Here is a 14,336-nt window from a genome sequence, read left to right on the forward strand (position 1 = left end):
CAATCGCCGCAAGCCCATCCGGGCTGGAGACAAGCATGGCAAACGGCAAGACAGTCTCGGAATCCAACCTGCTGCAGACGCTTCTCAACCTCTGGCCCTATATGTGGCCGGCCGGCCGACCCGACCTCAAGATGCGGGTCGTCTGGGCTTCGGTCTTCCTGTTGATTTCCAAGTTCGTCCTGCTGCTCGTCCCCTATTTCTTCAAGTGGTCGACCGATGCGCTGAACGGCAGGATGGATCTTGCCGGCTCGGCACCGCCGCTGCTTGCCGGCGCCATCGCCCTGGTAATCGCCTACAATATCACCCGGCTGATCCAGCTCGGCCTCAACCAGTTGCGCGACGCACTGTTTGCCAGCGTCGGGCAGCATGCGGTTCGCCAGCTCGCCTACAGAACCTTCGTGCACATGCACGAGCTGTCGCTGCGCTTTCATCTGGAGCGCAAGACCGGCGGTCTCTCTCGCATCATCGAGCGCGGCACCAAGGGCATCGAGACGATCGTGCGGTTCACGATCCTCAATTCGGTGCCGACCGTCATCGAATTCCTGCTGACGGCGGCGATCTTCTGGTGGGGCTACGGCTTCTCCTATCTCGCTGTCACCGGCTTCACCGTCTGGGCCTATATCTGGTTCACCATCCGCGCATCCGACTGGCGCATCGCCATCCGCCGGTCGATGAACGACAGCGATACCGACGCCAATACCAAGGCGATCGACTCCCTCCTCAATTTCGAGACCGTCAAATATTTCGGCAACGAAGAGATGGAGGCAAAACGCTTCGACAAATCGATGGAACGCTACGAGAAGGCGGCGACCGATGTCTGGACCTCGCTCGGCTGGCTGAACTTCGGCCAGGCTGTCATCTTCGGCGTCGGCACCACCATCATGCTGGTGCTGTCGGCGCTGGCCGTGCAGCGCGGCGAGCAGACGGTCGGCGATTTCGTCTTCGTCAATTCGATGCTGCTGCAGCTTTCCGCGCCACTCAACTTCATCGGCTTCGTCTACCGTGAAATCCGCCAAGGGCTGACCGACATCGAGCAGATGTTCGACTTGCTTGAGGTCAAGGCCGAGGTCAAAGACGCGCCCGATGCGACCGAGCTTCGGATCGGCCAGGGCGCGATCGCCTTCAAGGACGTGCACTTTTCCTACGACCCGGCCCGTCCGATCCTGAAGGGCATTTCCTTCGAGGTGCCGGCCGGCAAGACGGTTGCCGTCGTTGGCCCGTCGGGTGCAGGCAAATCGACGCTGTCGCGGCTGCTCTATCGTTTCTACGATATCCAGAGCGGCGCGATCACCGTCGACGGCCAGGATATCCGCACAGTGACGCAGAAAAGCCTGCGCTCTCTTATCGGCATGGTGCCGCAAGATACAGTGCTCTTCAACGACACGGTCGCCTACAACATCCGTTACGGGCGCACATCGGCCAGTGAGGGCGAGGTCTTTGCGGCAGCCGAGGTGGCGCAGATCGCCCATTTCATCGAGACGCTGCCCGAGGGATTCGAGACCAAGGTCGGCGAACGCGGGCTGAAGCTTTCGGGCGGCGAGAAGCAGCGGGTGGCAATCGCCCGCACCATCCTTAAGGCACCGCCGATCCTGATCCTCGACGAGGCGACATCGGCGCTCGATACGACGACGGAACGGGAAATCCAGACCGCGCTCGACATGGTTTCGAAGAACCGCACGACACTGGTCATCGCCCACCGGCTGTCGACGGTCATCGGCGCCGACGAAATCATCGTGCTGAAAAGCGGGGAGATCGCCGAGCGCGGGACGCATGCCGCTCTGCTCGAAATGAATGGTCTCTACGCCTCGATGTGGAACCGCCAGCGCGAGGCGACACAGGCGGAGGAGCATCTGAAGCAGGTGCGCGAAAGCGACGACCTCGGGGTGATTGCGCGGCTTGCACCGGCAAGCTGAGCCATGCGACCGACTCCGGCAGGCTTATGTTGTTCAGAACCCCGGCGTCGGAACCAGGGCCGGGGCCATAGCATTGCCCCGGAGACAGTTTTTCGCTAACCAGCGAGGAACGCAAACGCAAGGAGACCGGCAGCATGAGCCTGTTCAACACGGTTCGCAACACGATCGTCCCCGTGCATAAGGAGGGTTATCCCTTCGTTGCCGCCTTCTTCGTCGCGTCGCTGATCCTGGGTTGGATCTTCAAACCGCTCTTCTGGATCGGCATGATCTTCACGCTCTGGTGCGCCTACTTCTTCCGCGATCCCGAACGCGTGACCCCGCAGGACGACGATCTGGTAATTTCTCCCGCCGATGGCAAGGTCTCGGCGATCCAGATGGTAACCCCACCGGCGGAACTCAATCTCGGCTCCGAGCCGATGCTGCGCATCTCGGTGTTCATGAACGTCTTCAATTGCCATGTGAACCGGGCGCCGATGCGCGGGCGCATCGTCAGCATCAACTACCGCTCCGGCAGCTTCGTCAACGCCGAGCTCGACAAGGCGAGCGAGGACAATGAACGCAACGGGCTGGTGATCGAAACCCGGCACGGCCAGATCGGCGTCGTCCAGATCGCCGGTCTCGTGGCACGGCGCATCCTCTGCTGGTCAAACCCCAACGAACCGTTAGATGCCGGCGAGCGCTTCGGGCTTATCCGTTTCGGGTCGCGGCTCGACGTGTTCCTGCCTGCCGGTGCCGCGCCACGCGTCTCGCTCGGCCAGTCGGCGATTGCGGGAGAAACTGTTATCGCCGAATTCGCCTCCGCCAAGGGTCCCGTCATCAGCCGCCGCAGCTAAAGCGCAGAACCGCCGCGCCTCCGCTGGAATTGCTTTAGGAACGATTGGAACGCGATATGGAAACGCCCTTTCCGCCTTTCGAGCCCAACGGGCCAGATGATTCTGCCCGCGGCCCGCGTCTGCGCGAAATCCCACTCCGTCTCGTCTTTCCGAACCTCATCACCATTCTGGCGATCTGCGCCGGGCTGACCGGCATCCGGCTGGCCTTCGAGAATCGTTACGAGCTCGCCGTCTCGATGGTGCTGGTCGCCGCCTTCCTCGACGGCATTGACGGCCGCGTGGCTCGGCTGATGAAGGCGACCTCGAAGTTCGGCGCGCAAATGGATTCGCTTGCCGATATCGTCAATTTTGGCGTCGCCCCTGCCCTCGTCGTCTATGTCTTCGCGCTTGACCAGGCGCGTTCGCTCGGCTGGATTGCTGCCCTGATCTACGCGATCGCCGCCGGGCTGCGCCTTGCCCGTTTCAACGTCATGGCCGAACGCGAGAACAAGGCGAGCTGGCAATCGGAATATTTCGTCGGCGTGCCGGCGCCGGCCGGTGCCATGTTGGTGCTGCTGCCGGTCTATCTCGGCTTCCTCGGCCTGGCGACCGACCGCACCTTCGCCTATGTCTCGTCGATCTATACCGTCGTCATCGCCTTCCTGCTGATCAGCCGGCTGCCGGTCTGGTCGGGCAAATCGGAAGGCAGCCGCTTGCGGCGCGATCTCGTTCTGCCGATGATGCTCGGCGTCGTGCTCTATGTGGCCCTGCTGATGAGCTACACCTGGGAGGTGATGGTGTTTACCGTTGCCGCCTACCTCATATCGCTTCCCTTCGGCGCACGGAAATGGCGCCGGAAATATGGGACGCTGACGATCGAGGAACCCGGCGTCGGCGACGACGATATCGGCCGGCACATCTGATCTCCGCGCATTGCTGATTTTTCCGCGCCAGGGAAATGCTTCCCTCTTCGTTCTCACGCTTCCCGGAATAACCGCTACGCGCTTCTCCCGGTAAAACCGCTGCGCACGTTATTTCGAACCGCTCTCTTCAGTAAGTATTAACCAACGTAGGCTTCAGTTAAGCCTCGCGAATTATGGTGCGCGTTTACAAATCCTGATGGGATGCGTCTCTGTTTTGTCGCTATTTATGACGAAACAGCAAATCACAAAACGTCCAGGGAAGAACCACGTAAGGAGAGTATCGTGACTTCGAAAAAGAGTAGTAACAGCGAACAGCACCCGGCCAAGCCTGATCTCAGCGCCAACTATCGCCCGGTTGGCCTGAAGGCCGTTGTCGCAGCATCGCTGATGGCGAAGAACAAGCCGGGCAGCGTCAAGAAATCCGCTTGAGGTGTTACACTTCCAACCGGACTGACGTGCGCTTCAAGTCCGGTTCTCCGCATGTCGTTATCCCAAAACAGGAGTATTCTTGGGTGACATGCGTTAGGCCCCACTGACGAAGCGGATGTTGATATCTGTCGCCGGAAGCCTCAAACGATGCCGACCGCACCGTCCCCAATCTACCGTGCGGCGGGTGTGCAGCAAGCCGCACTAGGACTTCCCCCGAACGAAGCGGTTGCGACGCTAAGTGAAAAATGGCGGATACCGTTTCAGAAGAAACTGAGCTGACCGTCGTCAGGCCTTTGCCTCTCGGGAGCCTTCAGCGGCTTTTCGATGACGACCGGCTCCTGCAGGTCCGGACCCATATTGGCGACCTTGTTGACCTTGTCGGAAACCGGGACAGCCTCGAAGAAATCGTCCTGAACGGGGCGCATCAGGTCGACCACCTCGCGCGGTTCTTGCGTCTTGCAATCCAGCCAGCGCGAAAAATCTTCGGGCTTGATGACGACGGGCATGCGATCGTGGATCGCGGATATGCCCGAGTTGGCCGATGTCGTCAGGATGGCGCCGGTATCGACCTCGGAACCATCGGCCGAGGACCATGTCTCCATCAACCCGGCAAAGGCGACGACCCCGCCCTGACGCGGCCTGATCCAATAGGCCTGCGGTTTCTCGCCGCTATCCTTTGATGGACGATGCCATTCATAGAAGCCGGAGGCCGGGATGAGCACGCGGCGATGCCGCATGGCCGCACGGAAAGAGGCCTTGCCGATTGCGGTCTCGGAGCGGGCGTTGATGAGCAGCGGAAATTCCTTCGGATCTTTGACCCAGCCCGGCGTGAGGCCCCAGCGTACGAGCACGGCGCGCCGGTCGGCCAAGTTGCTGCCCTGCTCCCTGCCCTCGCCTGATATGACGACGAGAATCGGCTGCGTCGGCGCAATGTTGTAGCGCGCCGGAAAATCGTCGAAATCGAGGCCGGATAAGAAGTCGCGCAGGCCGGCGCTGGTGATTGTCAGGGCGAAACGTCCACACATCGACTTGTCTTTGCACCCGGCTTGAGTCCGGTCAAGCCGCTTCAGCCTCTCGGCGCAAAGAGGATGATGCTCGTCCCGGCAAGGCAGATCAGCGCCCCGCCGACATCGTAACGATCAGGCATGCGGCTTTCGACCAGCCAAAGCCAAAGCAGCGAGGCGACGATGTAGATGCCGCCATAGGCCGCGAAGGTGCGGCCGGCCGCTTCGCTTGGCACAAGCGTCAGAAGCCAGGCAAAAAGCGCCAGCGAGACCATGCCCGGAGCCAGCCACCAGATCGGCTTTGCGAGCTTCAGCCATGCCCAGAAGGCAAAACAACCGGCGATCTCGAAGACGGCGGCAAAGACGTAGATGATGTAGGTCACGAAAGCACCTTTCGAATCCGTCATCACTATTCCAGCGAAAACTGGGGAAGCCAAGCCGCGGCTGCATGCAAATATCGGTTCATCGGATAGGATGGGCGATCCCAGCCAACACCCCAAGAGCAGCCCTGATGACCTCCACCGCCAAAGCCGCCTCATCCGCCATTCTCGAGCGCGACGGACGATTTCTGCTGGTGCTGCGGCGCAATCCGCCTTCCGCCGACATGTACGCCTTTCCCGGCGGGCGCGCTGAACCTGGCGAGACGCCGGAGCAAACGGCGTTGCGGGAATTCGGTGAAGAGACCGGCATTTCGGCACGCAATCCGCAGCTGTTTTCGACCTATGATCTGAAGACCCATGCGGCCGACGGCAGCATCAACAGCCATTTCCTGCTGTCGGTCTTTCGCGTCGAGGCGGATAGGGATGTGGTGGCGGAAGCCGCCGACGATGCGGCCGCCGTCGGCTGGTACACGGTTGAGGAAATCCGGCGATTGCCCGTACCGCAGAGCGTGCTCGAATGCGCCGAGCGGCTAGAACAGGATGCCGAAAACCGCTGACACTTTTTCGGCATCATGCTCTGGTGGCGGCGAATAGAAGTGGAAACTCTCAGGCCTGCCTTGTTGCCGTCATGCTCAACGTATCAACTAGGAGTATGATTCCCATTCGATGCATTTTCCTGTCCCTGCTCGTTTTGGCCGGCCCAACCATGGCGCAGGGTAAGAATACGCCGCCTCCACAGGAGGAGGAAATTGCGCCGCCGCCTGCGGTGATCGTACCTTATGACGACAAGCTGGCGCGGCTCGCCGAGGTGTTGGGTTCGGTGCATTATCTCAGAACGCTCTGTAAGGCGGCGGGCAGCGACGAGTGGCGAACCGGCATGCAGCAGTTACTCGATTCGGAGACGGGCAACGAGCCGCAGCGCAAGGAAAAGTTGACTGCAGCCTTCAATCGCGGCTACCGCGCGTTCGCCTCCGTCTATACTGATTGCACCGCAGCGGCCATCGTGGCAGAAGAGCGCTACCGTAACGAAGGTGCAACACTCGCCACAGAAATTACCTCGCGTTTTGGAAATTGACGTTTAATTAACCTGTTTTCGCATGCGGACGTGTCGTTTTGGGAAAAGGCTGTTAGTGTTGTTAACGGTGCAGTAAGACATGAGAAGTTCTGAGGAAAAGACAATGGAAGCAAGCCTCAACGAGATCGACGACATGATCGTCCACGAAAAGATGCAGGCGGCTCTGGAATACCAGAACGAGGCTTGGGCCGATGGCATGGCTGATGGAATCGAGACTGAGATCATCGCTGATGCCGCTATTGCGCATGCACTGAGAGAGACCATCAGATTGCACGGGGAAAGCAGCGCCGAAGCCCTGCTGGATTCGCTGCGTGAGCGCATGCTTGCCGGCGAATTTTCCGCGAACCGCACCCTGCAATAATTATTATCAGAGAGTTTGATGCACACCGGTAAAGAGAAAGTATCGCGAATTCCGCTCGCGCCGGTGCTGCTTGCGTTCAGCCTCGCCGCCGGCAATGTTTTCCTCGCGCCGGCAGCCTACGCGCTTTCCGAACTGCACAAGGCCCCCGGCCAGCCCAACAACGATGCCCCGGCCGCTCAGGGACAGAGCCAACCGCAAAGCGGAGCCGCTCCCGGCGTTCCCATGGCCGATCCGCTGGTCAACAGCCAGAATAATCAGGGTGTCGACAAGACGCCGGGCGCCCAGGATGCTTCCAAGCCCGCCGAAGTGATTTACGATATCAGCAAGGTACCCGAGCCGGTTCGCAAGATGCGCGAGCAGATCGTCGAGGCGGCCGCCTCCGGCGATCTCGAACGGCTGCGTCCGTTGATGGGCACCGGCACCGAGCAGACGCAGGTGACGGTGGGTGAACCCACCGACGATCCGATCGGTACGCTGAAGGATCTTTCGGGCGATCCCGACGGAGACGAGATCCTCGCCATTATGCTCGACATCATCTCGACCGGCTTCGTGCATGTCGGCCAGGGTACGGCAGACGACATGTATGTCTGGCCGTATTTTGCCGAGAAGGATCTGAAGTCGCTAACGCCGCCGGAGCGCGTCGAGCTGCTGCGCATCGTCACCGCCGGCGATCTTTCCGACATGCAGGAATTCGGCGGATATAATTTCTACCGCCTCGGCATTACGCCTCAGGGCAAATGGAAATTCTTCACGGCGGGCGATTGACGCCCACCTCGCTTGCTCCTCTCGCGTTTCGCATGAGGCGCTTGCGATCCCCCTCATGAAGACATACCTCTGAGCCATGACCAACGCGACAGGTTCCGCCATGCCAGCCGTATTCCTGAAAGACCGCGCACTGCTCTTTGTCAGCGGCGCTGAAGCCCAATCCTTCCTGCAAAACCTGATCACCACCGATATCATCTCGCTTGGGCCCGACGAGGCGCGGCCGGGAGCCCTGCTGACGCCGCAGGGCAAGATCCTGTTCGACTTCATGATCTGGCAGGACGGCGACGGTTATACGATCGAAACCGATGCCGGCCAGCGCGATGGCCTGCTGAAGCGGCTGACGATGTACAAGCTGCGTGCCGCCGCCACGCTTGCGCTGGGCGCCGAGGAGGGCGTCACCGTTTGCTGGGGTGAAGGTGCCGAGGCTGTTCGGGACAGCCAGGGCGTCCGGGACAGCCGCTTCGCCAAGGCAGGCGTCACGTTGATCCGTCGGCCCGGCAAACGCGGCGATGGTGAAGAAGCGCTCTACGACGCGCTGCGTATCAGGCTCGGCATCGTCACCTCAGGATCGGACTTCGCCCTGCAGGACGCCTTCCCGCATGACGTGCTGATGGATTTGAACGGCGGCCTTTCCTTCAGGAAGGGCTGCTATGTTGGCCAGGAGGTCGTCTCGCGCATGCAGCACCGGGGCACTGCGCGCCGGCGCGTCGTGACCGTTTCTGCAGCTGCAGCCTTGCCGGGGACCGGAACGGAGATCACCGCCGGCGGCAAGCCTGTAGGGACGCTCGGTTCGGTCGAAGGCGACCATGGACTTGCGATCGTGCGTATTGACCGCGCCGGTGCCGCAATCGCTGCTGGCACGCCGCTGCTCGCCGGCGAAACACCCGTTTCCCTCGTCCTGCCGGCATGGTCCGGCCTTGTCTTTCCCACCAGCGCCGACGAGGCCAGCGCGTGACAACGGCAAAAGCTCCGCGTGCCTGGCAGCGCATGCTGTCCGGGCGCAGACTCGACCTGCTCGACCCCTCGCCGCTCGATGTCGAACTGATCGATATCGCCCATGGACTGGCGCGTGTCGCTCGCTGGAACGGCCAGACATCAGGCGATCATGCTTTTTCGGTGGCGCAGCATAGTCTCGTCGTTGAAGACATTTTCCGCCGCTTCAACGATGCGCGGCCGCAGGAATGTCTGATGGCGCTGCTGCATGATGCACCCGAATATGTGATCGGCGATATGATCTCACCGTTCAAATCGGTGGTCGGCGGCGGCTACAAGACGGTGGAGAAACGGTTGGAGGCCGCCGTGCACCTGCGCTTCGGTCTGCCGCCGCATCCCTCGCGCGACCTCAAGGACCGAATCAAGAAGGCCGATACGATCGCCGCCTATTTCGAGGCGACGGTGCTCGCCGGCTTCACACCCGCCGAGGCGCAGAAATTCTTCGGCCAGCCACGCGGCATCAGCCCGGAGATGCTGATGATCGAGCCGCTGCCGGCAATCGAAGCGCAGCGACGGTTCTGCGAGCGCTTCGCGGCGATCGAGGCCGCGCGGGAGATGGTGTCGTGAGCTTCATCGTCGTCTCGCCGCTGGCGCGTATCGCGGAGATGGCGGTACGCCACAAGGCGCGCGAGATGATCAGCCTGATCGCCAAGGAGCAGGCCTTTCACCGGCCTGGCGTGATTGCCGCCGACCGTCATCTGACGCTCTCGATGAACGACATCACCTTCAAAGGCACCGGCGGTCTGGTGGCGCCCGACGAGACGCATGTGCAAGGGATTATCGACTTTGCCGCATCGTGGCGGCAGGAGACGCCGTTGCTCATCCATTGCTGGATGGGCGTGTCGCGATCGCCGGCGGCAGCCCTGATCGCCGCGCTGTCGCTCGTACCGGATCAGAGCGAAGAAAGGCTTGCCGGCCGGCTGCGAGCGGCCTCGCCTTTCGCGACCCCGAATGCCCGGTTGATCGAGATCGGCGACGCGCTGCTTAACCGCGGCGGCCGGCTGGTCGCGGCAGTGCGGGCGATCGGCCGCGGTGCGGATGCCGACGGCAACGCGCCCTTCGTGCTTGCGATCGGCGACGCCGCCTGCGGTTGACGCTGCTGCCATCTGCTCCATCTAGCCCCCGACTACGTACAAAAGGGCCAGATCATGCAACAACAGGCAGCCGACGTCCTTCTCGCCACGCAAACGGCGCTCAGCCAGGCGAGCGCGCTGGCGGTGCAATATTCCTTCTCAGTCCTCGGGGCCGTCATCCTGCTCGTTCTCGGCTGGGCGCTCGCCGGTTTTACCAGCCGCTGGGCTTATGAAGGCCTGTCGCGCGTCCATGGCATCGACGAGACGCTGGCACGGTTCTTCACCAATGTGCTGCGCTACGCGCTGCTCATCCTGGTGTTCATCACCGTGCTCGGCCAGTTCGGCGTCCAGACCGCCTCAATCATCGCAACTCTCGGCGCGGCCGGGCTGGCAATCGGACTGGCGCTACAGGGGACGCTGCAGAATATCGCCGCCGGCATCATGCTCCTGATCCTCAGGCCATTCCGAGTCGGGGAATACATCGAGACCAGCAGCGTGGCCGGCACGGTGCGCGAAATCGGGCTGTTTGCGACTGAACTGAGAACCGGCGACGGGCTCTACCGGTTGGCGCCGAATTCGACACTCTGGAACACGCCGATTACCAATTTCAGTCGCGAGCCTACGCGACGGAACGATGTGAACGTCAAGGTCGCCGATGGGGACGACATCCATCAGGCGATGGAGACATTGATGAGCCTTGCCAAAGCCGATTCACGGGTGCTGAAGTCACCGGAACCAAGCGTCTTCATCGACAGCCTCGGTGACGGCGCGATCTTGGTGACGCTGCGCTACTGGGCAAAAACCGGCGACTGGTGGGCGGTCAGCCGTGACATGGTAAAGCGCGTAAAACTCGCCTTCGACGAAAGGGATCCGGCCGTGGCCCAGGAGGCGCCGGACGCCGCGCCGGCAAAGAACGCCAAAGGCAGGGCAGCGGCCGAAAAGCCGGCGACGACGCGGCAATGAGACATTTTAGCGCCGCCGCGTTTTCAGACGCATAGCGCATAACACGTTGAATGGGTGTATAATTTTGTCGCAGCAGTCTATTGGATGACGCCGCACGCCAATCTTTCGCCGGCATCACCCGAAGGCTGGCTGCGATAATCATCTGAATTGGCATGGACCATCAATGCGCGGCCGCGAATGCCGTCGGTCTTGCCGTCGAGCGTGACCCTGCTGTCGAAGACCTGGGCTCTCAGCATACCGTCCTCCCCGACATATTGATTGGGCATATCGCCGGCGTGCGGACCCTTGGCGGCAAGGAGGCCGTGCTCGGCCTTCTCAGGGTTGAAGTGGCCGCCGGCCGACTCGTGATGGGTCGCGGCATCGCAGCGGCCGGTTTCGTGAACATGGAAAGCCACCCATTTGTTGGCCGGCAGCCCCGATATCTCGACTTCGATCAGGACACCACCACTGGCAGCAGCCGTCAATTGCGCGCGGCCGTCCTCCTTGCCGTCCCTGCCGACGAAATTGGCGACCGCCGTCTGCTTGTCCTGAGCGCCTGCCGGCAATGCAACGGCGAGCAGGCTCAGGGCGGCGATGGTGCACATGGCTTTCATGGAGGTCTCCTTCCGTCCGGTTGTCCTTCTGAACGTGTCAGCCAGGAAGGTGTTCCTGAATAAGCGCAAAGGACGCTTTATCCGTTGGAACTGGCGCATGATCCTTTCCTGGTATCGATTCCGGTTTTCGGGTCATGCGCTAGAACAGGATGATTTTAGGCCCGGTTAGCCTAAAATCTGAATCCTGTTCTACATTGAAAAGTTAGAGCATGATGTCATAAGAAACCGCTCACACTTTTCGGCATCATGCACTGGAACATAGGACGAAAAAAGCCGGCCAAACGGCCGGCTTGCAGATCGCCCTATGCTGAAGTGGCTCAGGCGACGGCGTTAAAGTCGAACTGGCCGTAAGTGTTGCGGTAAAGATCATCCGACCGATCGCCGGTCGTCGGCGCGGTCTGCTGCAACGGATAGGGAACTGCGATACTGGCTGCCATGCCGCTGTCACGCGAGTCCATCATCAGCGCAATCAGGCTGCCGGAAAATTTCGGCTGCGTTTCGCTGGTCTTGTCCTCGTCCAGGAGTTCCTTGATGATGCCAGGCTTCTGATCGGCGGCGCGCTCGCCCCGGCTGAGGACACCATCGCCATTGGCATCAAGCCGCGAGAGCGTCGCCAGATATGCGTATGAAGTGCCCGAAACGGATGTGGTGCTGGTCATACAAACCTCCATTCACCGCCTTTTTTGCCGGTGGTGTTTGTACGCAATACGAACGTGGAAAATCACTGTTGTCTCGCTGGTTAAACTGATTTGCGCGGTGCGTCAATAAGTTGTTAACTTCTCATTAACGATGATTGACAACAGTTAACGGATGGCGTGATGCCGAACATCTGCCCCCATCAGACGAAGCAGCCCTGCGGTATTTCAGCAATTTTTCACATATAAAACAAATGCCTAACGACATGAGGCTGCTGCTGCACTGCAACCGAATATTAATCCTGCCCATTCAGAATAGGCTCACGAGACACCACCTGGGCGATTAATTTATGAAAAATCAACTTCATGGCCACTTTGGACAGGGTTTCCCATTTGATGAGGTACGTCCATCAAACGGGCCCGGCTGTGGCCGCCGCGGCCGCCGCGCAGAGGCCTCGACATGAAAGCTGAAGCGCTCTTCTGGCAGCAATGCAGCCAGGCCGTCACGGCCGATGGATCGGTCGACGCGCAGCGTCTGATGGAGCTTGTGATCGCGACCTATCGCGTCCATGAAAGCGACTATGACCAGATCGAGAGAAGCGCGGAAACGCTGCTGAAGGAGAACCAAGCGCTGAGAGGCAATATGTCGGCCCTCAGCCAGGCGTTCGACGGACAGCAGAGGCTCTTCGAAATCATCCTCAACAACCTGCCGCTCGGTCTCAGCGTCTTCGACGCAGATCAGCGGCTGACGCTTTCCAACATTCGCTTCGGTCAGCTCTTCGGCCTGACACAGGACGATATGACACCCGGCGCGACAATCGACGACCTCATCGACAAGATGCGCGGCGCGGAGGGCACCAGCGCGAGGCCCGGCCGGCGGGCCGGGCGACACTCCTCGGCAGCCGCAAACAGCAGCAGTATCCGTCGGCGCGAATGGCTGATGGACGACGGCCGTATCATCCAAAGCATGGTGACCATCCTTGCCGACGGCAGCAACATCGCCATTCATGCCGATATCTCCGAGGATCGAGAGGCGGCCGAGCGCATCACTTTTCTGGCCCACCACGACCCGCTGACCGGTCTTCCGAACCGCATCCATTTCCGCCAGCAGGTCGATGCGGCGCTCGCAGCGCGCAAACCGGACGAGCAGATCGCCCTCGTTCATCTCAACCTCGACCGGTTCAAATCGATCAACAACATGATGGGCGTGTCCGCCGGCGACAAGATCCTGCAGCAGGTCGCCGAGCGCATCCGGGCCTCGGCCGGTTCGGAAAACACCCTGGCGCGCCTGGGTTCGGATGAATTCGCCATCCTGCAGACGGGCAGGCAGCAGCCGTGGAATGTGACGGCGCTGGCCGAGCAGATCCGCCGCGAGCTTTCCGATCTCTTCCGGCACGGCGAAAAACAGGTGGAGCTCAGCGTCTCGATGGGGATCGCAGTCGCCCCGGGAGATGGCGAAGAAACCGATATCCTGCTGAAACATGCCGGCGTGGCGCTGTCGCACGCCAAGGCGGACGGGCGCAAGCGCGAGCGTTTTTTCGCCGGCGAGATGGAAGCGCAGATGCAGCTCCGCCACGCGCTGGAGGCCGACCTCAGAGCCGCCGTCGAGAAGGAAGAGTTCGAGCTGCACTACCAGCCGCTCTATGACCTTTCGCAGCGGCGCATTTGCGGCTTCGAGGCGCTGATCCGCTGGAACCATCCGATCCGCGGTCGTGTTGCGCCGATGGATTTCATTCCGCTCGCCGAAGAGGTCGGGCTCATCGTCGATATCGGCCGTTGGGTTTTGCGCCGGGCCTGCAACGATGCAGCAGAGTGGCCCGAAGACATCAAAGTCGCCGTGAACGTTTCGGCGATGCAGTTCAGCAGCAGCGACCTGACCAGGGATGTCGGCGAGGCTCTGGCGGCGGCCTCATTGTCACCGTCGCGGCTTGAGCTCGAAATCACCGAGAGCGTGCTGATGGAAAATCTCAGCGAGGTGCTGCCGATCCTGCATGCACTCAAGGAGCGCGACATCCGCATCTCGATGGACGATTTCGGCACCGGCTATTCCTCGCTGAGCTATCTCTCCAGCTTCCCGTTCGACAAGATCAAGATCGACAAATCCTTCGTCAACGACATCGCCAACAACAAGGAGGCGCATGCGATCATGCACGCGATCATCCTGCTCGGCGATGCGCTCGGGATGCGCGTCACTGTCGAAGGTGTCGAGACGGCCGCGCAGCTGGCGCTGCTCGAATGCGAGGAATGCGATGAGATCCAGGGCTATCACATCAGTCCGCCGAGACCCGTGCGTGACGTGCCCCATCTTCTCTCCCTCCCGGAGAACGGCGGCGAGACGCAGATCCCCAGGCGCTGAGCCTCGATTGCGACTCGCAAGGCAAGCCGCTACAAAATCGGCAGCGGTCATCGAGCCTTCA

The 14,336-nt window shown here is 61.0% G+C and carries 16 protein-coding genes and 1 pseudogene; 13 read left to right on the forward strand and 4 right to left on the reverse strand.

Features of this window, described 5'->3' with window-relative positions; translation table 11 throughout:
• Positions 1–35 precede the first annotated feature (35 nt).
• From RCCGE510_RS01525 to RCCGE510_RS35065, 4 genes and pseudogenes are all read left to right on the forward strand, one after another.
• Positions 36–1,913, forward strand: coding sequence for an ABC transporter ATP-binding protein/permease (locus RCCGE510_RS01525; RefSeq protein WP_007626482.1), 1,878 nt, complete (start codon positions 36–38; stop codon positions 1,911–1,913).
• A 119-nt stretch (positions 1,914–2,032) separates the two neighbouring features.
• Positions 2,033–2,746 (forward strand): annotated as a pseudogene (locus tag RCCGE510_RS01530) (phosphatidylserine decarboxylase); the annotation flags it as partial.
• Positions 2,747–2,802: 56 nt separating this feature from the next.
• Complete coding sequence (pssA, locus tag RCCGE510_RS01535; RefSeq protein WP_007626486.1) at positions 2,803–3,648, forward strand: CDP-diacylglycerol--serine O-phosphatidyltransferase; 846 nt, start codon at positions 2,803–2,805, stop codon at positions 3,646–3,648.
• Between the two features lie 282 nt (positions 3,649–3,930).
• Entirely contained in the window at positions 3,931–4,077 is a 147-nt protein-coding gene (locus RCCGE510_RS35065; RefSeq protein WP_007626489.1) for a hypothetical protein, read from the forward strand.
• Positions 4,078–4,337: 260 nt separating this feature from the next.
• On the opposite strand, the gene RCCGE510_RS01540 is transcribed toward RCCGE510_RS35065, so the two are convergent.
• Positions 4,338–5,102 (reverse strand): SOS response-associated peptidase, encoded by a 765-nt coding sequence (locus tag RCCGE510_RS01540; protein WP_007626491.1) that lies wholly within the window; start codon positions 5,100–5,102, stop codon positions 4,338–4,340.
• 41 nt (positions 5,103–5,143) lie between these two features.
• Entirely contained in the window at positions 5,144–5,464 is a 321-nt protein-coding gene (locus tag RCCGE510_RS01545; RefSeq protein WP_007626492.1) for a YnfA family protein, read from the reverse strand.
• Positions 5,465–5,592: 128 nt separating this feature from the next.
• Here RCCGE510_RS01545 and RCCGE510_RS01550 point away from each other — a divergent pair, with 128 nt between their 5' ends.
• From RCCGE510_RS01550 to RCCGE510_RS01585, 8 genes are all read left to right on the forward strand, one after another.
• Positions 5,593–6,018 carry an NUDIX domain-containing protein gene (locus RCCGE510_RS01550; RefSeq protein ID WP_007626493.1) on the forward strand — a complete coding sequence of 142 codons (426 nt, stop codon included), beginning with the start codon at positions 5,593–5,595 and terminating at the stop codon, positions 6,016–6,018.
• A gap of 71 nt (positions 6,019–6,089) precedes the next feature.
• Positions 6,090–6,536: a TIGR02301 family protein gene (locus tag RCCGE510_RS01555; protein WP_192815263.1), complete on the forward strand. Its 447-nt coding sequence runs from the start codon at positions 6,090–6,092 to the stop codon at positions 6,534–6,536.
• A gap of 103 nt (positions 6,537–6,639) precedes the next feature.
• Positions 6,640–6,897 (forward strand): hypothetical protein, encoded by a 258-nt coding sequence (locus RCCGE510_RS01560; RefSeq protein ID WP_003574226.1) that lies wholly within the window; start codon positions 6,640–6,642, stop codon positions 6,895–6,897.
• A gap of 18 nt (positions 6,898–6,915) precedes the next feature.
• A complete protein-coding gene (locus RCCGE510_RS01565; RefSeq protein ID WP_007626495.1) occupies positions 6,916–7,662 on the forward strand; it encodes a hypothetical protein in 747 nt (248 codons plus the stop codon).
• 100 nt (positions 7,663–7,762) lie between these two features.
• Positions 7,763–8,617 carry a folate-binding protein YgfZ gene (locus tag RCCGE510_RS01570; RefSeq protein WP_007626496.1) on the forward strand — a complete coding sequence of 285 codons (855 nt, stop codon included), beginning with the start codon at positions 7,763–7,765 and terminating at the stop codon, positions 8,615–8,617.
• Positions 8,614–9,222, forward strand: coding sequence for an HD family hydrolase (locus tag RCCGE510_RS01575; RefSeq protein ID WP_007626498.1), 609 nt, complete (start codon positions 8,614–8,616; stop codon positions 9,220–9,222). Before RCCGE510_RS01570 ends, RCCGE510_RS01575 begins: the two co-directional genes overlap by 4 nt.
• Entirely contained in the window at positions 9,219–9,749 is a 531-nt protein-coding gene (locus RCCGE510_RS01580; protein WP_007626500.1) for a tyrosine phosphatase family protein, read from the forward strand. The genes RCCGE510_RS01575 and RCCGE510_RS01580 overlap by 4 nt, the downstream gene beginning before the upstream one ends.
• A gap of 54 nt (positions 9,750–9,803) precedes the next feature.
• Positions 9,804–10,691: a mechanosensitive ion channel domain-containing protein gene (locus RCCGE510_RS01585; RefSeq protein ID WP_007626502.1), complete on the forward strand. Its 888-nt coding sequence runs from the start codon at positions 9,804–9,806 to the stop codon at positions 10,689–10,691.
• A 77-nt stretch (positions 10,692–10,768) separates the two neighbouring features.
• On the opposite strand, the gene RCCGE510_RS01590 is transcribed toward RCCGE510_RS01585, so the two are convergent.
• Both RCCGE510_RS01590 and RCCGE510_RS01595 read right to left on the reverse strand, forming a co-directional pair.
• A complete protein-coding gene (locus RCCGE510_RS01590) occupies positions 10,769–11,284 on the reverse strand; it encodes a superoxide dismutase family protein (RefSeq protein ID WP_037077459.1) in 516 nt (171 codons plus the stop codon).
• A gap of 317 nt (positions 11,285–11,601) precedes the next feature.
• Positions 11,602–11,955 (reverse strand): hypothetical protein, encoded by a 354-nt coding sequence (locus RCCGE510_RS01595; protein ID WP_192815264.1) that lies wholly within the window; start codon positions 11,953–11,955, stop codon positions 11,602–11,604.
• A gap of 424 nt (positions 11,956–12,379) precedes the next feature.
• Between RCCGE510_RS01595 and RCCGE510_RS01600 the strand changes: the two genes are divergently transcribed.
• Positions 12,380–14,275: an EAL domain-containing protein gene (locus RCCGE510_RS01600; protein ID WP_007626505.1), complete on the forward strand. Its 1,896-nt coding sequence runs from the start codon at positions 12,380–12,382 to the stop codon at positions 14,273–14,275.
• Positions 14,276–14,336: the final 61 nt, after the last annotated feature.

It is taken from the genome of Rhizobium sp. CCGE 510, assembly GCF_000292525.1.
Classification (GTDB): Bacteria; Pseudomonadota; Alphaproteobacteria; order Rhizobiales; family Rhizobiaceae; genus Rhizobium.